Source organism: Streptomyces sp. McG3 (assembly GCF_018619185.1).
GTDB lineage: Bacteria > Actinomycetota > Actinomycetes > Streptomycetales > Streptomycetaceae > Streptomyces.
The window spans coordinates 1-20,213 of the sequence record NZ_JAAXYC010000139.1 but is presented as its reverse complement, the minus strand read 5'-3'; the positions used below and the strand labels follow the sequence as shown (position 1 = coordinate 20,213).

Sequence of the window (20,213 nt, the reverse complement as noted above, 5' to 3'; positions counted from 1 at the left end):
GGCGACCTCTTCGCCGTCGTGCCCCAGCTCACCGAGGAGATCAACACCCGCAAGGGCTGACCCCCCGGCGAACACCCCGCCCCGGGCCGCACGGTGAACCCCACCGCGCGGCCCGCAGCCGTTCCGGGCGACCATTGACGCAGGTCGAGCGGCCTTATAACTTCACTATACGGATTGTTGATTCCGGGAAGCGGAAACAACGAGAGCGTGGAGGGTATGGTCATGGGTCAGCAGGAGAAGGTGGCAACGAGCCTCGCCGGTGCGGTCAGCGAGGAGATCAGTGCCTCCCTCACGGCGGTCGACGCGGAACTCGCCCGCCGCTACCCGGGTGATCCCGGTACCCGCCAGCCCGTGCACACCGTCTACGTGCCCGGTGACGTCTTCGAGCCCGGCACCCTGCGCTCCTGGGGTGACCAGGCGCTGGCCGCCCTCGACGAACACGCCCCCGACGCCACTTCGTTCGCCGCCGTCCTCGGCATCCCCGAGGCGCTGGCGGGGCCGGTATACGACCGCGTACGCGCCAAGCTGGAGCGCGAGCCCGTCGAGGACCTGCGCATCGACTTCGAGGACGGCTACGGACCCCACCCGGACGCCGACGAGGACGAGGCCGCCGCCCGCGCCGCCCGCCTGGTCTCCGAGGCGTACGCCAACGGCACGGCAGCCCCCTACATGGGCATCCGGATGAAGTGCATGGAGGCCGGCGTCCGTGACCGGGGCATCCGCACCACGGACGTCTTCCTCAGCGGGCTGATGGCGGCCGGCGGGCTCCCCGAGGGGCTCGTGCTGACCCTGCCGAAGGTCACGTACCCCGAGCAGGTCACCGCCTTCGTCCAGCTACTCGAAGCCTTCGAGAAGGCGCACGGCCTGGACGCCGGACGCATCGGCTTCGAGATCCAGATCGAGACCAGCCAGTCGATCCTCGCCGCCGACGGGACCGCCGCGGTGGCCCGCATGATCGACGCGGCGCAGGGCCGGGCGACCGGGCTGCACTACGGCACCTTCGACTACAGCGCCTGCGTCGGCGTCAGTGCCGCCTACCAGGCCAGCGACCACCCGGCCGCCGACCACGCCAAGGCCGTCATGCAGGTCGCCGCCGCGGGCACCGGCGTACGCGTCTCCGACGGCTCCACCAACGTCCTGCCCGTCGGCCCGACCGGCCAGGTCCACGAGGCCTGGCGGCTCCACTACGGGCTCACCCGCCGCGCTCTGGCCCGTGCCTACTACCAGGGCTGGGACATGCACCCCGGCCACCTGCCGACCCGTTACGCGGCCGTCTACGCCTTCTACCGCGAGGGCCTGGAGCCGGCCGCCGCCCGGCTCGCCGCCTACGTGGCCAAGGCGGGCGGCGACGTCATGGACGAGCCCGCCACCGCCAAGGCACTCAGCGGCTACCTGCTGCGCGGCATCGACTGCGGCGCGCTGGACACCGCAGAGGTGGCCCGGCTGACCGGCCTGACCCGCGCTGACCTGGAAGCCTTCGCCTCGCCGCGCCGGGGCGACCTGACGGTCACGGCTCCGTAGGGGGGCGTCAGTAGCCCTCGCGCCCCGGCGGAACGGCCAGTCCCGCCGGGGTGTGCAGGCCCGCGACGGGCACCGTCCGCGGGCCGCCACGCACCGGCACCTCCACCACCCGGTCGTTGTTGAAGTCCGCGATGTACAGCGCGCCCGTCGGGCCGAAGGCCAGGCCGTACGGGGAGTTGAGCCCGGTCGCCGGAACGACCCGCTGCGGCCCGCCGCCCGCCGGCAGCCGCACCACCCGGTCGTTGCCGCTGTCGGAGACGAACAGATCCCCTCGTCGGTCGAAGGCGAGCCCGGTCGGCTGGGAGAGCCCGGTGACGGGCACCGTCGTCTGCGGGCCGCCGTCGGCCGGGACCTTCACCACCCGGTCGTTGACGAAGTCGGCCACGTAGAGGTTCCCCGCGCCGTCCAGGGCGAGCCCGTTGGGGTGGAGCAGTCCGCTGGTGGGGACGGTGACCTGGCCGCTGCCGTCGGCGGGGACCTTCACCACCCGGTCGTTGAAGCTGTCGGCGATGTAGAGGTCACCGGCCGCGTTCAACGCCAGCCCGATGGGGCGGGAGAGGCCGGTGGTGTCCACGGTGGTCTGCGGGCCACCGTCGCCCGGCACCCGTACGACCCGGTTGTTGCCGGTGTCGGCGATGTAGAGGTCCCCCGAGGGGGCGAGCGCCATTCCGGTCGGGCGGGTCAGACCGCTCGCGGCGACCGTGACCGGGTCGCCGCCGCCGGGCGGCAGCCGCAGCACGGTGTTGTCGGCGTAGTCGGAGATGTACAGGGGTGCGCCGCCGTGGGCCGGAGGGTGCCGGTCCGCCGTCCCGGGGGCGGCGGAGGCGAAGGGGGCCGCGCACAGCAGCAGCGCCGCCGCCATCGCCGCGGGCCGCCAGCGCGGGCGTCCGCGGACCTGCTTCGGGGCGTCGGTCCCGGGTCCTCCGGGGTTTCCGGACGCGGGCGGGGCTGTTGGGGAAGGGCTCATGGGTACGCACCTGTTCTGGACGCCCTGCCCGTTGCCGTACCGGCCCGGGAGGGAGGGGAGGGGGTGCTGATTCCCCGTCGTCCGCGCGATGCCGGGGCCTGGCGGAACGGGGAAGCCGCGGAGTGACGGTCCGACACCCCGGCCCGCCGCTGGGCCCACCGGAGCGGGCCGTACGGGCCCGGGGTGTCAGCGGCCGACGTTAGGAACCGCCCCCGGCGATCCGGCGGCACCACGCCCCGGCGGGCCGGGCGGCCACCCCAACGGCCCCGGACGCTCCCGTCGCACTCCGCCCCGCCGCGGAGAAGGCCGGCCAGGGGCCGGGCGGGACGTGGACGGTACGGACGCGGGCCGGACGGACGGGATCCGGGCGGGGCGTGGACGATGCGGACAGGGATCCGGGCCGGTCCTTCAGGTGTTCCGGCGTGCTGCCGCACCGCCACGGGCGCGGTAGGCGCGCATCTTGTGCCGTGCGCCGCACACGTCCATGTCGCACCAGAGGCCGTTCGACGACGGTGCCCGGTCGTAGAAGACCCAGCGGCACTCCGGGGCCGCGCAGGCCTTGAGGCGGGTGGCGTGACGCCCGGTCAGGCCGTGCGCCAGGAGGGCTTCGAGCACCGGGCGTACCACCTCCGCCACCGCCCCGCCGGAAGCCGGCCGCAGGGTGAGCGTGCCGTCGGGGCGCACGGCGGGAGCACCCGCGACCGTGGCGATGAGCCGGTTGAGAGCGTCGACCGCCTCCGGCGAGGTCCGCTCGACCAGAAAGGCCCGCACGGTCTCCCGCGCCTCCGTGAGTGAGACCAGCTCTCCGTGATCGGCCGGTGCCGGGAAGCCGTGCGCGCCGAGCCACCGGGCAGCCGTCTCCGGCCTGGCGAGATCGTCCTCGTCGTGGAGATGAGTGGCCGTGTTGCAGAAGTCCTCGACCAGTTCGAGCTCCGCGGGCGCAGGGTTCCGTCGCATGATCACCACTTTAGCAAGGTTACCGACAATGCGCCTTAGCTGGTAACGTCGATGGTCCGGCGGGTTCCGACCCTCCCCACCGCACACCAGGAGGCACACCATGAACGGGAAGCTGACCAGGACGTTCGAGACTCCGGAAGGGGCGGTCCGCTGGGACGTGCTGGGGGAGGGGGAGCCGGTGGTCCTGCTGCACGGCACGCCCTTCTCCTCGCTCATCTGGCGCGACATCGCCCCGGCGCTCGCCCGCGGCCATCGCGTCCACCTCTGGGACCTGCTCGGGTTCGGACAGTCGGAGCAGCGCGACGGGCAGGACGTCGGCCCGGCGGCGCAGGCGAAGGTCTTCACCCGGCTCCTGGAGCACTGGGGGCTGGAGCGCCCGCGCGTGATCGCCCACGACATCGGCGGGGCCGTGGCCCTGCGGGCGCTGCTCCTGCACGGCGCGCGGTACGCGGACCTCACCCTGGTCGACGCGGTGGCCTGCGGGGAGTGGGGCACCGGGTTCTTCCGGCTCATCAGGGAGAACGCACACCTCTTCGGGCAACTCCCCGGCTACGCCCACGAGGCGCTGGTCGAGAGTCATCTGCGCCACGCGACGCACACCGGCTACCGGGCGGACGTCCTGTCCGCCCATGTCGATCCGTGGCGCGGCGAGCGCGGCCGGGCCGCGTACTACCGCCAGTACCGGCAGGCCGAACAGGCCGCGACCGACGAGTTCCAGCACCTGCTGGGGGACGTTCCGGTGCCGACCCGGATCATCTGGGGGCGTGAGGACCGATTCCTGCCGGCGCCCTTCGCCGAGCAGTTGCACGCGCTGATCCCGCACTCCGAACTGCACTGGATCGAGGGCGCGGGTCATACGGTGCAGGAGGACGCCCCCGCGCAACTACTGGCCCTGCTGACCAGGGAATTCCGGCAGGCCGGTGCCTGACCGTGCCCGGGCCGACCGTGCCCGGGCCTACGGTTCTCGCGCCCCCGTGACGCGGTCCGGCGCCCGCGTACGGGCGGTCGCGCCCGACGGGCGTCAGGAGGGGGGCAGTTCGCCCGAGCCGCGGGGGATCAGGGTCGTCGGCAGTTCCACCCGTGCGGTGGCGTGGTCCGCCCCGTCGAGGCGGCGGAAGAGGTGCTCGGCGGCGGTCCTGCCGACCGCCGCCGCGTCCTGCGAGATCACGGTGATGCCGAGCAGGTCGGCCAGCTCGATGTCGTCGAACCCGACCAGCGCCACCGGACGCTCCCGCTCCGCGATCACCCGGACCGCCGTCACCGTCACCCGGTTGTTGCCCGCGAACAGGGCGGTGACCGGTTCGGGTCCGGAGAGCATCTCCTCGGCGGCGGCCCGCACCCGCTCCGGCTCGGTGGAGCCGAGGGAGACCCAGCCGTCCTCGACGGTGATGCCCGCCTCCCGCATCGCGACGTGGTAGCCGCGCAACCGCTCGGTGGCCGTGTGGATCCGCGGCTGGTCGCCGATGAACCCGATCCTGCGGTGGCCGTGCGCGATGAGGTGGGCCACGCCCTCCCTGGCCCCGCCGAAGCTGTCGGAGAGCACCATGTCGACGTCCACATGGCCCGCCGGGCGGTCCACGAAGACCGTGGCGATGCCCGCCTTGATCTCCGGCTCCAGATAGCGGTGGTCGTCGCCCGCCGGGATCACGATCAGGCCGTCCACCCGGCGGGCGCACAGCGCCAGCACCAACTCCTGCTCCCGCTCCGGGTCCTCGGCGCTGGAACCGTTGATCAGCAGCGCGCCGTGTGCGCGGGCGACCTCCTCCACCGCGCGGCTCAGCGGACCGTAGAACGGGTCCGCCAGATCCTCCAGGACCAGTCCGATGGATGCCGTACGGCCCTTGCGCAGTACGCGGGCGCTGTCGTTGCGGCGGAAGCCGAGCGCGTCGATCGCCTCCTGCACGCGGCGCTCGGTGTCCGGTGTGACGCCGGGCTCGCTGTTCACCACCCGGGAGACCGTCTTCAGGCCGACTCCGGCGCGGGCCGCCACGTCCTTCATGGTCGGCCGGTTGCCGTAGCGGGTCTCGGAATGACGGGTGGTCCGGTCCACGTGCGCTGTCCTGTCGTCGGATTACGGGCGGGGCTGCGGTGCTCCGGCCGGCGCCGAGCGGGGCCGGGTGGGGCGCCACGGGGGTGATCGGAGGCTGTGGCGTCGAGCATAGGCCCTGGACAACGTTGTCAACAGAATGGAGACTGTGCAGACTATGGACGGAACCCGCAGGTCCCGCCCCTTCACTGATCCGGAGAGCCCACACCGATGCATACCGACCTCGTCGCCGCGCTCGACATCGGCGGCACCAAGATCGCCGGAGCGCTGGTGGACGGCGACGGTTCCCTCCTCGTACGGGCGCAGCGGCCGACGCCCGCAAGGGAGGGCGCCGAGGCGGTCATGGGCTCCGTGGACGAGGTCCTGGGCGAGCTGATGGCCTCGCCGCTGTGGGGTCGCGCCGGCTCCGTCGGCATCGGCAGCGCAGGGCCGGTGGATGCCGCCGCCGGCACGGTCAGCCCGGTCAATGTCCCCGGCTGGCGGGACTTCCCGCTGGTGGAGCGGGTGCACAAGACGGCGGGCGGACTCTCGGTCGCGCTGGTAGGCGACGGGGTCGCGATGACGGCCGCCGAGCACTGGCTCGGCGCGGCCCGGGGGTACGACAACGCGCTGTGCCTCGTCGTGTCGACGGGCGTCGGTGGGGGCCTCGTCCTCGGCGGCACCCCGCGGCCCGGCCCCTCGGGCAACGCCGGGCACATCGGCCACATCAGCGTCGACCTGGACGGCGACCCGTGCCCCTGCGGTGCGCGCGGGTGCGTCGAGGGCATCGCCAGCGGCCCCAACATCGCCCGCCGCGCGCTGGAGAACGGCTGGCGGCCCGGTCCGGACGGCGACGCGACGGCCGCCGCGGTGGCCGTCTCCGCCCATGCCGGGGACCCGGTCGCCATCGCCTCCTACGAGCGTGCCGCCCAGGCGCTGGCGGCCGGCATCGCCGCCACCGCCACCCTGGCGGACCTCGACATCGCGGTGGTCGGTGGGGGAGTGGCCGGGGCCGGCGACGTGCTCTTCGTGCCGCTGCGCCGCAGCCTGCGCGACTACGCCACGCTCTCCTACCTCCGGCGGCTGACCGTGGCGCCCGCTGTGATGGGCACCGACGCGGGTCTGGTCGGGGCCGCGGCGGCGGCCATCGCGCTTCGCTAGGGATCCCCGGCAACAGCTTCCAGGGAGCGCCCGGTTCGTCAGGCCGGGCGCCCCCTGGGTCACCTTCCGAGGGCCCTGCGCGGCCCCCGATCGCTCCGGACGACCGCATCCGGTCATTGCCGTCACCGCCGCGGTGTTTCCGCGGCAGTGCGCGGCGGAGTGGCCAATCCGTACCGCCATGAGTCACTCCAGCCGTGGACCGTGATCTCGATGGTGAGCGGCACTTCTCCGCCTACCCGGGTTCACCGAGACGGAGGGCGTCCTCGATCTCGCTGAGCTTCGCGGAGGACAGGACGCCCGCCCGCTCGATCAGGTCGTCCCGGGACACGGTGGTCAGCCATGTGCAGGGGGTGAAGCCCGGGCGCGGTAACGCGAACCGCAGCACGCCGTCACAGGGCAGACCTTCCATGGCACCTACTTGCACTTCGACGCCCAGACCGCTGATGTCGACGCCCGCGGGAGTGACGACCTGCATCGCCCGGATCCTGGACGCGTCGTCTGCCGCCAGCAGCACGACCAGCCGCCGCTCGTCGAACTCGACCCACCAGACTTCACCACGGTGCACATGTCCTCCTGACTCAGGACGCCAGGTGGAACTGCGCCACCCTGACGCGTTGTGGAGACGGGTGCGGCCACTGTTGAGCATCGTGAGTTGGGTGGACTTGCGAAGAGACGGTGGCCGCAGGTCACAGCATAGAACCCGCCCGTTGGCGGGACGCGTTCGAAGGCCTGATGGGCCGTATCGCGGGGCGCCTCGCCCGGGCCGGACCCGACGCCCGAGTCCGCCGAAAAGGCGCAGGGCCACGCAGGCCACGCCAAGAAGGCCGGCGAATGCGCAACTGAGGCCGCCGACCACGCCGAAAGAGCGAAGCAGGTCGCGAAAGCGCGGCCTGGCAGATCCTGCACGCCTACGGCAACCGCAGCACCCGGGGCGACCGGCAGGAGTTCCTCCAGGCGTGCAGAGGCGCCTGACTCACGGCAGCAAGAGCGGGCGTTTGCCGGTCAGGCTGCGGAGTGGGTGTCGGGTCTGTGGTGCTCCTCGCCGTGGGCGGCGTTGAGCTGTGTCCGGAGTCCGGCGAGTCCTGTGGCCAGGGCGCTGCGTTCGGCGGGGGTCATGTTGTTGATGGCCTGGTGGAGCATGGTGTCGCGTTGGTCGCGGATGCGTTGCAGGTGTGCTTTGCCACTGGGGGTGAGTTGCAGGGTGATCTCGCGGCCGTTGTCGGGGGAGGCCATGCGTTCGAGGAAGCCGATGGCCTGCAGGCGGTCGCACATGCGGGTGACGGTCGGAGGTGCGGAGGCAAGGCGCTGGCACACGGTGCGCATCCGGATGCCGTCCTCGCGGTCGACGACGTACATCAGGCGCAGCTGGGATGTGGAGCTGGGGGCGGTGGTGGTGTGTCTGGCGTGCTCCCACATCACGTCCAGGAGTTCCGTGATGGAGCTCGCTGAGCGGGTCGCCTCGTGCCGGATCCTGCCGACAGCGGCGTCTGGTGCGGTCACGGTTCCCCCGTCGGTTGGTGCTTCTGCCCGGAGGACGGCCGGGCAGTGGATCAGGTGGGACCGTCCGGTCCGGTGGGGCGGACCGTTGTTTCCCCGGTCACCGAGGTCCCCGCGGCGCCAGTGGGGAGTGGAGCCGTGAGGTAGTCAAGGGTACCGGTGAGCTTCAGGAGGCGGTCCAGCCGCGCGGGCCGGTCGTCCAGGTGGAGCCGCACCCCTGCCACCGTGGTGCGGCGGCCGATCATCAGCAGGGCGGACAGGCCCATGGAGTCGACAGCTCCGAGGCCGGCGCAGTGCAGGTGCAGGTCGGTCAGAGCGGGCCGGGCGGAGAGCTGGGCGGTGACTTCCTCCAGGAGGAGGTCGGCGCTGTCGTAGTCGAGGTCCCCGTGAACCTCGATACGGACGCTGTCCTGGACGTCGACCGTGGTCAGGTGCAGGCGCAGGTGGTGAGGGTGTGCGTTGCGGCCTGGAGGATGCCTGCGGCCCGGGGGAAGTCCTTGAGTTCACGGGCCAGAAGGTCCAGGGCCGGCGGGAGGCTGTGGGCGGGGACGCCCCGTGCCACGAGGATCTGCGCGGTCCAGGTGATGAACGAGGTGAAGAGTTCCTCGTCGTCGAGGTAGAGGGAGGTGGCGAGGAACTCCACCATGTGCGCGAGGTCCTCTCCGGTGCGCTCACGCTGGAGCTCGCTGTAGGAGCGCATCGCGGGAAACGCGTCTTCCAGTGCGGTGAAGACGGTACGCACGAGCGTGGCGCTGCTGCGGGCGACCATGGTGTATTCCTGGTCGGCCAGGTGCGGCAGGTCGTCGAACTGCTGGTGGTCGGAGTGCGGCATCGGCAGCCGCACCCCGGTGAGGCGGTCGGCGGCGGCGCGGGCGTCGGGGGCCCAGGCGTCTGCCCCCAGCAGCGTCGCATACCGGCCCTCGGGTCCGAAGGCGGCGCCGCCGACGAGAACGGGAACGCCGACGGCCTGGCAGGCGGTGATCGCCGCATGTGCGGCGGGCAGCCGGGTGGCGATCGAGCTGGAGAGCGCGACCGCGTCCGCCCGGGTGCTGTGGAGGTGGGCGATCAGGTGCGGGGTGGGAACCTGGGCGCCGAGGTAGTCAACCCGCCAGCCACGCAGCTTGAGGACCTCGGCCAGCAGGCGGGCGGGCAGCGCGTGCCACTCCCCGTCCACGCACGCAACCGTGATCCGGCCCCGGGTGGCGGCGATGCGGGCGGCGGGATGCACGCTCACCGCGGCGACGGCCCGGTCGTTGATGGCGGTCGCGGCGTGTTCCTGAGCGACGCTGATCCGGTTGGCCGCCCATTCCTCGCCGACTTTCCCCTGCACCCGGGCGATGACATCCAGCAGGACGCTCTCCGGGGCAGCGCCTTCGTCGAGCATGCGCAGCACGAGTTCGGTGGCCGCGTACTCGTCAGCGGCCGAGACGGCACTCCACAGCCGCTCGGCCATCTGTTCCACGTGCCCGGCGTGAGTGGGGCGGGGCGGGGTGCTCGTGTTCATGCGGTGAACCTGCCCCGGGTGTGTCCGTTCACCGCGCTCAGGTGGTGGGTGCGGGGGGCGGAGATCACGACGACGGCCATGTCGTCGTGAGGACGGTTGCCGAGCCACTGGGCGGCCAGCATCTGCACGTGTTCCACGATCCCCTCGGCCGGCATGCCCGCACATTCCGAAAGGGCGCGCTTGAGGCGCTCCTCCCCGAACAGGACGTCGCCCATCGGCCCGCCCTTGGCCTCGGTGATGCCGTCGGTGTAGAGGACGCAGGACTCCCCGGGTGCGAGGGACACCGCGCTGGTGCTGGCGGAGATGTTCGGGATGGCCCCGATCAGGGTGCCCTGGGTGTCGGCTTCCTCCACGGTGCCGTCCGCGCGGATGATCAGCGGACTGAGGTGACCGCCGCTGGTGAGCCTGAGGTCCACCGCGTTGCCGCGGCGTACGGCGGAGGCCAGGACCAGGGTCGCGAAGCGGGTGTGGTGGGAGCTGAGCAGTGCGGTGTTCAGCAGGCTGAGCATCCGCTGGTGATCGTCGGCCAGGGGCAACAGGGCGTGCAGTGTGTTGCGGATCTTGCCCGTCAGGACGGCGGCCTCCAGACCCTTGCCGCACACATCTCCGAGCGAGACCAGGGACGCTTCGCCCTCGACGGCGGCGGGGTGCACGTCGTAGAAGTCACCGCCGATGCGCTCATGGTCCGCGGAGGGACGGTACCGGCCGGCGAAGTCCACCCCGGAGATCTGATGGAGCGCCGGGGGCAGCAGTTCGCGCATCAGCACGTCGGTGATCGTGCTCTGCTCCGAGTACAGGCGGGCGGCCGACATCGCCGCCCCGGCACGGGCGGCGAACAACCGGGCGAAGACTTCCTCCTCGTCATTGAACGTGGCGGTCTCCGTCTTCCGCAGCAGGATGAGCGCTCCGGCCGGGACTCCGTGCCCGGGCAGCGGGGTGATCACTATCGAGCCGACCGGCCCGAACCCCTCGGGCATCATCCATGCGGGGGCCGTGGCCGGGTCGATCCACTGCGAGGGCACCGGCGGGAACCCCCGCAGCGCCTCACCCAGACCCGGCACATCATCGGGATCCACCGTCACGTTGGACAGGGCGGGAGCGCCCCCGCGCAGGCAGGTCACCACCGGCAGCCGCTCGCCGCGCGCCGGGGCGATCGTCAGGGCGGCGTCGGCCAGGCTCTCGGCAGCCATCTGCGCGGTCACGTCCATGCAGCGCCCCAGATTGAGGGAGGAGAGCAGGGCGCTGGAGGCCTTCGCGAGGAAGGCGGTCCGCTCCCGCTCCATGTGCAGGGCTTCCCGGGCGAGCTGGTGATCGGTGTCATCCACCAGCCACCACGCGACCGAGCCGTCGCCCCGCACGCTGGGGTGCGCCTCGAAACGGCGCCCGCCGACGTCGCCGCGCAGCGGGCCATCGGTCTCCGGGACGGCATGCGGGCCGGGGAAACTCAGCGTGTGATGGGCGGAGCTGAGCCAGGCTGGAGCCACGTCCGCCAGCAGCGTCCCCGGGGTCGCGGCCGGCAGAAGCAGACCGGCAGCCTCGTTGCACTGCACCACAGCGCCCTCGACGTCAGCGACCAGCACCGGATACGGGGCGCGGCCCCACGGGAGGGCCGACCCGGTGTCCGCGACGGTTTGCGCTTGAGTGGGAACCAAATATTGAGGATCCGCTGGGCGAATCCCTCACCTCATCAACTAGACGTTTGCCTAGAGGCAACCATCTCGCATGCTGTCGCTCCCTGGCAACCAGCCCCCTCCGGCGTACGGGCTTCTCGCGGAGAAGGCTGCAAGTTCTTCACACAGGAACCACATGCCCGGTGTCCGGAGGTCAGCGGTCGTGGCTCGTGCTGCGGCCGTGCCAGTCCAGGCACATGACGAGGGAGTCGTCCACGGCGGGACCGGAGCCTCGATGCCCCAACAGCTCCTGCAGCATCACCCTGGGCACCTGCGGTGCGGGCAGCAGGCGGGTGCTGCTGATGGACGCGGCCAGCGCGCGGAGGCTGTACTTCTCGCCGCCCGGAGACAGCGCGTCGTAGACGCCGTCGCTGATGAAGAGCAGCCGGTCTCCGGGTTCGACCCGGAAGTGCTGCGGAACGTAGGCGGTGTCCTCGAACATGCCCAGGGGCATCTGCGCCTCCAGCTCGATCGGCTCGACCACCCCCCTGCGTACCCGCCACACCCGTGGCGAGCCTGCGTCGATGATCTCCACCTCCCCTGTCGGGAGGTGGAAGCGGAACAGCAGCGTCGACAGGTACTGGCTTCCCCCGTGCTGTCCGTACACGGCCTGATCGGCCAGATACGCCTGGTCGCTCAGGCTCAGGCCGGCGCGGCGGGCATTGCGCAGCGCGTTGACCGCGAGATTGGTCAGCAGCGCGGCGTCTATGCCCTCACCCATGCCGTTGCTGACCGTCACATACAGGTCATCGGCCGAGGCGGACCAGTCGAAGCAGTCGCCGAAGATCGCGTAGGCAGGCTCCAGCTGGGCACCGAGGCTGTACTCCGGCCGTGCGCAGGAGCGCCCCGGCAGCAGCTGCCACTGCATCTCGGCCGCCAGGGTCAGCCGCTCCGCCCGCCGCGCCTGCAGGAACAGGTCGGTGTCGCGTTCCGCGACGACCACCTCGTGCGCCAGTGCGTCGGCACACTCCTGCAGATCCTCCACCACGGCCGCCGACAGCTCCTCGCCCTCACCCGCACGCAGCGTGGCGCTCAGGACGCCCAGCCGGTCTCCTCGGACGCTGACCGGCAGGTACACCGTCACCATGGACCCCGAGCGGTCGTACACACAGAGCGGTTCCTGCGAGCCGAACGCACGGCCCGGAGCACTGTCATACACCGGCACCGGCGGACGGGTGTGCGGCAGCACCCCGACCGGCTGCAGCCTCGTCATGGCGTAGTCGACCAACAACAGATCCACCGCCCGGGCGTGATGGCGGCGCTCGATCACGGAGCGGATCACGTCGAAGATCTCATGAGGCGCGGCCTCACGCAGAGCGCGCTCGACCGCGCTTGGTCTGTCCACCGGTACCGAACCTGCTTTCCTTCGCCTATCCGCATCAATGCGACTCGGAGCATCCACCAGGCGTAACGGTCACGAAACCCCACCCGGGAGTGTCACACGCGCGAAGCCCCCCGCACCCCTCGCCCAGCGCACAGCCCACCGTGCCGGACTTCGGCCGTGCCCTGAAACTGCGGAAACGTGGCTGCGACACCTTGACGTGGCGCGCTCACCCCACCGAGGCCCTGGTCGCGCCTTCGCCGGAGAGGCGCGGGTCCGGCCGCCCTGACGCCGGCTGCCCTTGGCTCCTTCAGGGGTGGGCTATGCGGCCCGGTCGTAGTGAGTGGGTTCTTCGGGGAAGCGGGGGTCTTCCCCGCCCTCGCCCTCGGTGCCGGCGATCCGTCGGAGGAACCTCTTCTGGGCAGCTCGGAGAAGGGTCCAGGTGATGAACAGAGCGGCAGTCAGTGCCCAGGTGACGGCCCACCAGCCAGCAGTCGGCCGGATCGCTGCCTCGGTGACGGTCAGGACCATGGCGGTCCCGTGGGCCCAGCACAGCAGCACACCAGCCCAGCGAGTGGCGCGGTCGATTCTCCGACGGCCGGGTCTCGCTTCAAGTCCGTCCTGCTCCATGTTTCCCCCCCTGCTTGGCACGTTCTCCTTTGCCCGACCTTGACCGTTCATGCGTTCGAGCGCGAGGAGTGACGTTGTCCGAGGCTGATTTTCAGCCCCGATTCTGTTGACGTTAAAACAGTTGCCACAAGGCAAGAGAGGTTCCATCGAGGCCCGTTCCGGGGCGAATCAGGCGTTGAAGTCGGCTTGTTCTGGCGCGTTTGCGCGTTTCTCGTCGAGAACTTGTTCGTGTCTCGTGAAGAAGCCGTGGCAGCGTGTGGGTCTCCAGTGGCTGTAGTGGCCACTGCGTCTACGTATCCCGTGGGGGGATTGCATGGTTTCGCGTGCTTCCGGCATGCCGTTTCGGCGTGCCCGTACATCCCGCAGAAGTGTTCTGACGGCGACCCTGGTCGTGGCCGCGCTGGGGGCATCCGCGCTTCCGGCGTTCGCCGCGCCGGGCGAGAACCCGCCACCGGTTTCGGCGTGGGGCCCGGGCGGGCCGAAGGCGGAGATTCCGCCGGTCAAGGTCGGTTCCAACAAGCCGGCGGCCAGTGAGGCGGAAGCCGCGCCATCGGATGAGAAGGCCGTGTGGCTGGAGGCGGAGAAGGGGCGGGCCGAGACCGGTACACCGCCCGCGCCGGCCGGGAAGGCGGGCCGCGGTTCGACGGCCGCCGCGCCGTCCGCGTACGTTCCGGAGGGGCAGGGATCGGTGCCATGGCATCAGATCTCCGACTTCCGGATCACCGATTCCCTGGTGGCGCGGGTGAATCACTCCACCGGCAACCTGATGCTGGCGGGGACGGACTTCGAGGTCGCCGGGGTGGGGCAGAAGCTGCGGCTGGCCCGTACGTACAACTCGCTCGACGCCCCGTGGGGGAAGGTGTCACAGCGGTGGTGGCAGGAGTACGAGCGCTACCTGAACCTGTCGAACGCGGACGAGGTCGTCCTGTACGACACCACCGGGGCCGCCGTCCGCTTCGCCAAGGCGGCAGGTGGGGCGCTCACGACCCCGAAGGGCTACTCCCAGGACCTGAAGAAGAACGCGGACGGCACGTACACGCTGACCGACCGCGAGTCGGGCTCCAAGGACACCTACAACGCCAACGGCACGCTGACGAAGGTGACCGACAGGAACAACGGTGCCATCACCGTCACCCAGCACACCGCGGGCGGCGAGCACAAGGGCTTCAAACTCACCGAGACCCGCTCCGGCCGCTGGGTCGATCTGCTGAAGACCGACGCGTCGCAGTGGCAAGCGAAGGACCACACCGGCCGCACCGCCGTCTTCGACCTCAACCCGGCCGGCGACCTGGCGAGGACGACGGACACGGAGGGCAAGACCACGGTCTTCGACTACGACTCCTCGCGCCGCCTCACGAAGATCACCACCCCCAAGGGCCGGGTCACGGTCCTCAACTACGACGCCCAGAACCGCGTCACCTCCATGCTCCGCGCCACCGAGCTGAACGGCTCCGGCCACACCGGCCCGACCTGGACCTACACCTACTCCGCCACCAGCCCTTCGGCGGCGGGCCGGACGACGGTCACCGACCCGGAGCAGCAGTCCACGAAGTACGACCACGACGCGGACGGCCAGGTCACGAAGGTCACCGACGCGCTGGAGCGCTCGCGTTCCAAGAAGTACGACGCGAACCGCAACGTGGAGGAAGCCGCGGACGCCATGGGCGCCGGTGGTGTAGGCGGAAACGTCACCAAGTACGGGTGGGACTCCCGCAACAACCCCACCAGCTCCACCCTCCCCACCGGGGCGACGGCCAACATGGGGGGCTATCAGACGATCGCGGGTGCGGATCTGCCCGGGACGCTGACGACGGCGGACGACGAGAAGACGAAGTACACCTACGACGCGGCGGGTAACACCAAGTCCGTCGCCGTCGAGGGCACGGGCGGTGGCAACCAGTCCTTCGACTACAACCCCGCCACCCCGACCTGCGGTGGTTTCGAGGGTCAGGTCTGCAAGGTCACCACGAAGATGACGGCGTCCAAGTCGGTCTCCACGACCTTCACCTACGACGCCCAGGGCAATCTGAAGACGGTCAAGGCCCCGGCCCCGCTCGGCACGACCACCTACACCCACGATGCGCTGGGCCGTCCTGAGACGGTGAAGGACGCCCGTGGTGTCACGGTCGTCCACACCTACGACAACCGCGACCGGGTCAAGAAGGCCGACTCCTCCAACTACCTGGCCGTCACGTACGAGTACGACGGTGACGGCAACCTCACCCAGCGCTCGGACGGCACCGGGGTGATCAAGTACGAGTTCGATCCGCTCTCCCGCGAGACGGTCCGCACCCTGCAGAACGGTTCCCAGACGGTCCTGGCCTACACCCCGGCAGGAAACGTCGACACGTACAAGGACCCGGCGGGCCTGACCGACTACACCTGGAACGAGGTCAACAAGCTCAAGGAGCTGAAGGACCCCAAGGGCAGGATCACGAAGTACGAGTACGACAAGAACGACGTCCGCACGAAGACCACCTACCCCGGCGACACCGTCCAGGAAGTCACCCCGGACAAGTCCGGCCGCCCGGAGACGATCAAGGCCACCAGCCCGAAGGGCACCCTCGTCGACCTGGCCTACACCTATGGCTACGGCACCGGCGGCGCGACCGACGGGACCAAGATCCGCACCATGACGGACGCGGTCATCGGCACGAAGACGAGCTACGAGTACGACAGTGCGGGCCGGTTCGCCTACGCGGCGGAGAACAAGGGCGGCACGCTGAACGCGTCGTGGCAGTACTGCTACGACCTGGCCGGGAACCTGACCTCGCAGGGCGTCGACAAGGGCTGCCCGCGCGGCACCACCTACACGGTCGACGACGCCCAGCAGATCACCGCGAAGAACGGCTCCAGCACCAACTGGTCCTACGACAGGATCGGCAACGAGACCGCCGGCGCCTCCACCCCGGAGGGCACCCGCACCGGGGTCAAGTGGACCGACTACTCCCAGATGACGTCGATCACGACTGGTGGCAAAACCTACGCCGGGCAGTACGGATCCACCGACCAGTCCGAGCGCGTCAAACTCGGCGACACGTTCTTCCACAACGGGCCGCTGGGCCTCTCGGCCACCTCGACGGCCGGTGTGGACACGGGATTCAACCGTGAACCCGGGGGCACGCTGAACTCCATGACCCGTGGGGGCAAGAACCACTACTACCTGACCGACGCACTGGGCTCGGTGGTCGCCCTGGCCGACGAAGCCGGCACGAAGGTCAACACCTACGCCTACAGCCCCCGAGGCGTGCAGCGAGCCACCACGAGTGAACAGGTGCCCCAGCCCTACCGCTTCGCCGGCGGCTACCAGGACCCGACCGGCCTCTACCACTTCGCGGCCCGCTACTACGACCCCAACATCGGCCGCTTCACCACCCCCGACCCCTCCGGTCTGGAGGAGAACCCGTACCTCTACGCGGCGGGCGACCCCGTCAACCGCATCGACCCGACTGGGCTCTACTCGGTCGACGACTTCAAGTCGGATATCGGATTCATAGGCTCAACCGCAACAATCGGCGGTTTCGTTGGCGGAGGTATCGGCTCCGTGGTTCCCGGCGCTGGGACTGCTGCGGGAACGCTAGTCGGCGGTCTGGCAGGAACTGGCTTTGGAATCGGATTTGTAGTCGGCTCAAGGCTTTGACCTCGGAATAACGTCATGGCGGGTAGCGCGGCAACGCGCTACCCGCCATGGAATCGGTAAGGAAGTCGTATGGATAAAAGGCAACTAACTCTGATCCTGTCCGTTGTTTTCGCTTTTCTGGCGATCGGCTTGGTCGTCGGTATTTCTGGGATCTCGCGGACTTCTGCAATGTTCATCTTTGTGATTATTGCCATACCGCTTCTTTATTGGTTCCTTTCGCGTCACAGCCGAAACTGACTCCTGCGAGATTCAGCAGCTCCAGCGTGGGCAGTCGCGCTTGACCGCTGATGGTCGCCCGGGTCGTATCGGCGCCGGGTCCCGTCGGCTTGGCTGACCGGGCGGGCTCGGCCGGCCGCACCCCGTGCGCATGGTCACCAGCGTCGATCCGCCTCATCATGTCAGCCGCTCTAAGGCACGTACTCCACCGCGCTGTTGACGTCCGGCAGATTGTCCGCCCCCGGCCTCCCGAGGAATTCCCAGGCGACCTGGTGGACATGGGTGTCCAGGTCCACCTGGACCATGGCGGCCCACCTGCTCAGTTCAATCGGACCCGTGGGGGAGAAGACGGGATCGATGACCAGAACGCCGTTCGCGGTCGTCACGGAGGCGGCGACATGGTGGTTCCACTGGTGATCGGCGTGCAGCAGTGCCCCATCGGAAAGGGCCCACTGCTTCGAGAGATGGTGGGCCGCGATCGCCGGAGACTGCCGGGCGATGGCCAGACAGATGGCGTGGGCCCGGTCCTCACACCCGTCCTCGCCCACCCGGCCGCCGGCGCTGCCGAAGGCCGGCACCAGTTCCGGCCACACGGCTCGCAGGGTCTCCGCGGTCGGCGGACCGGCGTTCGGGAACTCCTCCGCGAGGTAGTCGAGCTGCGTTTCGAGCCTCGCCAGGTACTGGGTCTTCGTCTGGCTGTCCGGCCTCACTCCGAGGAGCCGGATGGCCTCGCGCACGGTATCCACCGACCGCATGGGAGCAAGGTTCCGCAGAAGGGTGAGGATCTCCAGCTTGTCCTCGCCGGCTCTCTTGATGTGACCGGGAGCGCCGCGTTCGTCCATCTGCTCCAGCAGCCCCGTCATCCGGTGCTGTTCGTTCGCGATCTTTGCCATGACCTGCGCCGAGAACTGCTCTTCCCGCTCTTCGTCGGAGGAGGTCTCCGCCTCCTCCGACGAAGAGGAGAACTCCTCCTCGGAGGACATCGCTGCCCGTGCCTGCTTCGGCGCCTCCCGGTCCTCCGGCGAGGTGGACCTCTTCCGTTTGCCGCCCGCGTCGTCCATGCGCTGGATCACCGCGGTGACCGCTGTGTTGCCCGCGCTGCGCTGCATCGCCCACAGGGCCGAGGGATGGGCGGACGGAGGGGAATCCGCCGGCGCGCCGGCGCCCTCCGCCCGGTCCGGGGCACGCCTCGGCGCGCGGTCCGTTCCCTGCGCGGGTATCTCCTCACGAGCCGACCGACGCATCAACCACTCCCTTGTTCCGCCTCTCCCGGGCGGAGTGACACCGCATCATCTCAACCCGGGGGAGCGCCTATCCCGCGTGCCCGGCAGCCGCGGGTCCGTATACCGGGACGGCGCGGACGAGCGTGCGCCCCGGCCGCGGTACGAACGGTGGGCCCGGCCTGCGCTGCCGGCGGTTGAGGAGATGGCCGGAGAGGGCATCTGTCGGCTGCGGCACTGGCACGGGCGAAGCCGGACGAGCCGGGCGACATCCCGCGCATGGCGGTCGAGGAGCGGACGGGGCACGAGCTGCCGGGAGTGGAGGGCGCCTACAGCGAGGTGACTCCTGCGATGGAGGAGCGGATCGTTGGGTATCTCCAGAGGGTCTGGGAGAAGGAGGTGGTGGGGGCCGGGCTCTGGACGCCCGCGTTTCCCATCCGTCCTCCAGGCGACCCCGCGAAATCCGCTCCGCCGCAGTTCAGCGGCCTTCCCACCTTGGAGTACGAGTGATCGTCTGGATCAACGGTGCGTTCAGTGCGGGCAAGACCAGCGCCGCGGGCGAACTGATCGATCTGATCCCGAACAGCACGCTGTACGACCCGGAGGTCACCGGTGCGGGGCTGCGCAGTCTGCTGCCGCAGAAGAGGCTCGCCGAGGTCACCGACTTCCAGGACCTGACGATCTGGCGGCGGCTCGTGGTGGACACGGCGGCGGCGCTGCTCGCCGAGGTGCCCGGGGTGCTGGTGGTGCCGATGACCCTGCTGCGGCAGGAGTACCGCGACGAGATCTTCGGAGGGCTCGCCTCCCGGCGCATTCCCGTCCGGCATGTGGCCCTCTCACCTGATGAAACGATCCTGCGCAGCCGGATCGCGGGCCGCGAGGAGTTTCCCGGAGACGAGGAGCAGAACGAGCGGGTCCGCCTGTGGGCGTACGAGCATATCGGCCCCTACCGCGACGCCCTCGACTGGATCACCCAGGACGCGCACGTGGTCGACAACAGTGCCCTCACACCCCGGGAGACCGCCGAGCGGATCGCGGACGCCGTGCGCTCCGGGAGCGCCGCGCCGTGCCCGATCGTACAGAGCCCGGAGCCGACCGCCGAGACGGTGGCCGCCGGGGTGCTGCTCTTCGACGAGCAGGACCGGGTCCTGCTCGTCGATCCCACGTACAAACCGGGGTGGGAGTTCCCCGGCGGGGTGGTGGAGGCGGGCGAGGCTCCCGCGCAGGCCGGGATCCGTGAGGTCGCCGAGGAGATAGGCCTCCACCTCGACCGGGTTCCCACCCTGCTGCTCGTCGACTGGGAGTCGCCCTGCCCGCCCGGCTACGGCGGGCTGCGCTTCCTCTTCGACGGCGGCCTGTTGCGCTCCGAGGACGCCGGCCGGCTGCTGCTGCCCGGCTCCGAGCTGCGCGGCTGGCGCTTCGTCACCGAGGAGGAGGCCGCGGGGATGCTGCCGCCCACCCGGTACGAGCGGCTGCGCTGGGCCCTGCGGGCGCGCGAGCGGTCGACGGTGCTGAACCTGGAGGCGGGGGTGCCGGTGGGCTGAGCGGGCCCGGGCGCCGCTCACGCGCCGTTCGCCGCGGTGTCCATCGCCGCGGCCGCGTTCTCGGTGAGCGGGTCGCCGTGACCGAAGCAGACGGTACGGGGCGAGAGAGCGGCCAGTCGCCGGAAAGTCGTCGCCGCCCCGGCGCGGTCCACGTTGAACACGCCGAGCACCACGCGCCGCTCCGCGGAGGCGACGGTGTCCCCGGTGAACAGCACGCCGTGGCGCGGCAGATGGAGGGCGATGGAGCCCGCGGTGTGCCCGGGGGCGTGGACCACCCGCGCCCCGTTCCCGAACGGCAGCACCTCGCCGCCGGTCACCTCGCGGTCGACCCGGGTGGGC

General features: G+C 70.6%; 17 protein-coding genes. 6 read left to right on the top strand and 11 right to left on the bottom strand.

What is annotated here, in order from left to right:
* Window positions 1-222: 222 nt before the first annotated feature.
* Entirely contained in the window at window positions 223-1,521 is a 1,299-nt protein-coding gene (locus HET64_RS21895; RefSeq protein ID WP_215108113.1) for an aldolase/citrate lyase family protein, read from the top strand.
* A 7-nt stretch (window positions 1,522-1,528) separates the two neighbouring features.
* On the opposite strand, the gene HET64_RS21890 is transcribed toward HET64_RS21895, so the two are convergent.
* Together HET64_RS21890 and HET64_RS21885 are read right to left on the bottom strand one after the other, a co-directional pair.
* Entirely contained in the window at window positions 1,529-2,383 is an 855-nt protein-coding gene (locus HET64_RS21890) for an SMP-30/gluconolactonase/LRE family protein (RefSeq protein ID WP_215108119.1), read from the bottom strand.
* A gap of 513 nt (window positions 2,384-2,896) precedes the next feature.
* Window positions 2,897-3,445 carry a CGNR zinc finger domain-containing protein gene (locus tag HET64_RS21885; protein ID WP_215108112.1) on the bottom strand — a complete coding sequence of 183 codons (549 nt, stop codon included), beginning with the start codon at window positions 3,443-3,445 and terminating at the stop codon, window positions 2,897-2,899.
* 100 nt (window positions 3,446-3,545) lie between these two features.
* On the opposite strand from HET64_RS21885, the gene HET64_RS21880 reads away from it, so the two are divergent.
* Window positions 3,546-4,373 (top strand): alpha/beta fold hydrolase, encoded by an 828-nt coding sequence (locus HET64_RS21880; RefSeq protein WP_215108110.1) that lies wholly within the window; start codon window positions 3,546-3,548, stop codon window positions 4,371-4,373.
* 93 nt (window positions 4,374-4,466) lie between these two features.
* On the opposite strand, the gene HET64_RS21875 is transcribed toward HET64_RS21880, so the two are convergent.
* Window positions 4,467-5,495 carry a LacI family DNA-binding transcriptional regulator gene (locus HET64_RS21875; protein ID WP_215108108.1) on the bottom strand — a complete coding sequence of 343 codons (1,029 nt, stop codon included), beginning with the start codon at window positions 5,493-5,495 and terminating at the stop codon, window positions 4,467-4,469.
* 207 nt (window positions 5,496-5,702) lie between these two features.
* On the opposite strand from HET64_RS21875, the gene HET64_RS21870 reads away from it, so the two are divergent.
* Window positions 5,703-6,632: an ROK family protein gene (locus HET64_RS21870; protein WP_215108106.1), complete on the top strand. Its 930-nt coding sequence runs from the start codon at window positions 5,703-5,705 to the stop codon at window positions 6,630-6,632.
* Window positions 6,633-6,864: 232 nt separating this feature from the next.
* On the opposite strand, the gene HET64_RS21865 is transcribed toward HET64_RS21870, so the two are convergent.
* The 6 genes from HET64_RS21865 to HET64_RS21840 all read right to left on the bottom strand — a co-directional run bounded on the left by HET64_RS21865 (window position 6,865) and on the right by HET64_RS21840 (window position 12,648).
* Complete coding sequence (locus tag HET64_RS21865; RefSeq protein ID WP_215108104.1) at window positions 6,865-7,197, bottom strand: type II toxin-antitoxin system PemK/MazF family toxin; 333 nt, start codon at window positions 7,195-7,197, stop codon at window positions 6,865-6,867.
* A gap of 437 nt (window positions 7,198-7,634) precedes the next feature.
* Window positions 7,635-8,132 carry a MarR family winged helix-turn-helix transcriptional regulator gene (locus tag HET64_RS21860; protein WP_215108102.1) on the bottom strand — a complete coding sequence of 166 codons (498 nt, stop codon included), beginning with the start codon at window positions 8,130-8,132 and terminating at the stop codon, window positions 7,635-7,637.
* Between the two features lie 50 nt (window positions 8,133-8,182).
* Window positions 8,183-8,572 carry an STAS domain-containing protein gene (locus tag HET64_RS21855; RefSeq protein ID WP_215108117.1) on the bottom strand — a complete coding sequence of 130 codons (390 nt, stop codon included), beginning with the start codon at window positions 8,570-8,572 and terminating at the stop codon, window positions 8,183-8,185.
* Window positions 8,557-9,633, bottom strand: coding sequence for a B12-binding domain-containing protein (locus HET64_RS21850; RefSeq protein ID WP_215108100.1), 1,077 nt, complete (start codon window positions 9,631-9,633; stop codon window positions 8,557-8,559). Before HET64_RS21850 ends, HET64_RS21855 begins: the two co-directional genes overlap by 16 nt.
* A complete protein-coding gene (locus tag HET64_RS21845) occupies window positions 9,630-11,213 on the bottom strand; it encodes a PP2C family protein-serine/threonine phosphatase (RefSeq protein WP_215108115.1) in 1,584 nt (527 codons plus the stop codon). The genes HET64_RS21850 and HET64_RS21845 overlap by 4 nt, the downstream gene beginning before the upstream one ends.
* A 244-nt stretch (window positions 11,214-11,457) precedes the next feature.
* Window positions 11,458-12,648: a PP2C family protein-serine/threonine phosphatase gene (locus tag HET64_RS21840; protein WP_215108098.1), complete on the bottom strand. Its 1,191-nt coding sequence runs from the start codon at window positions 12,646-12,648 to the stop codon at window positions 11,458-11,460.
* A gap of 940 nt (window positions 12,649-13,588) precedes the next feature.
* Between HET64_RS21840 and HET64_RS21835 the strand changes: the two genes are divergently transcribed.
* Window positions 13,589-16,894 (top strand): RHS repeat-associated core domain-containing protein, encoded by a 3,306-nt coding sequence (locus HET64_RS21835; RefSeq protein WP_215108097.1) that lies wholly within the window; start codon window positions 13,589-13,591, stop codon window positions 16,892-16,894.
* 407 nt (window positions 16,895-17,301) lie between these two features.
* Here the strand turns inward: HET64_RS21835 and HET64_RS21830 are convergent, their stop codons facing one another.
* Window positions 17,302-18,219: a protein-glutamine glutaminase family protein gene (locus HET64_RS21830; protein ID WP_215108096.1), complete on the bottom strand. Its 918-nt coding sequence runs from the start codon at window positions 18,217-18,219 to the stop codon at window positions 17,302-17,304.
* 390 nt (window positions 18,220-18,609) lie between these two features.
* Between HET64_RS21830 and HET64_RS21825 the strand changes: the two genes are divergently transcribed.
* Window positions 18,610-18,840 carry a hypothetical protein gene (locus HET64_RS21825; protein WP_215108095.1) on the top strand — a complete coding sequence of 77 codons (231 nt, stop codon included), beginning with the start codon at window positions 18,610-18,612 and terminating at the stop codon, window positions 18,838-18,840.
* Window positions 18,837-19,874, top strand: coding sequence for an NUDIX hydrolase (locus tag HET64_RS21820; RefSeq protein WP_215108094.1), 1,038 nt, complete (start codon window positions 18,837-18,839; stop codon window positions 19,872-19,874). The genes HET64_RS21825 and HET64_RS21820 overlap by 4 nt, the downstream gene beginning before the upstream one ends.
* A 17-nt stretch (window positions 19,875-19,891) precedes the next feature.
* Here the strand turns inward: HET64_RS21820 and HET64_RS21815 are convergent.
* Window positions 19,892-20,213, bottom strand: a 322-nt coding sequence (locus tag HET64_RS21815) for an MBL fold metallo-hydrolase (RefSeq protein ID WP_215108093.1), incomplete at its 5' end; no start/stop codon positions are given.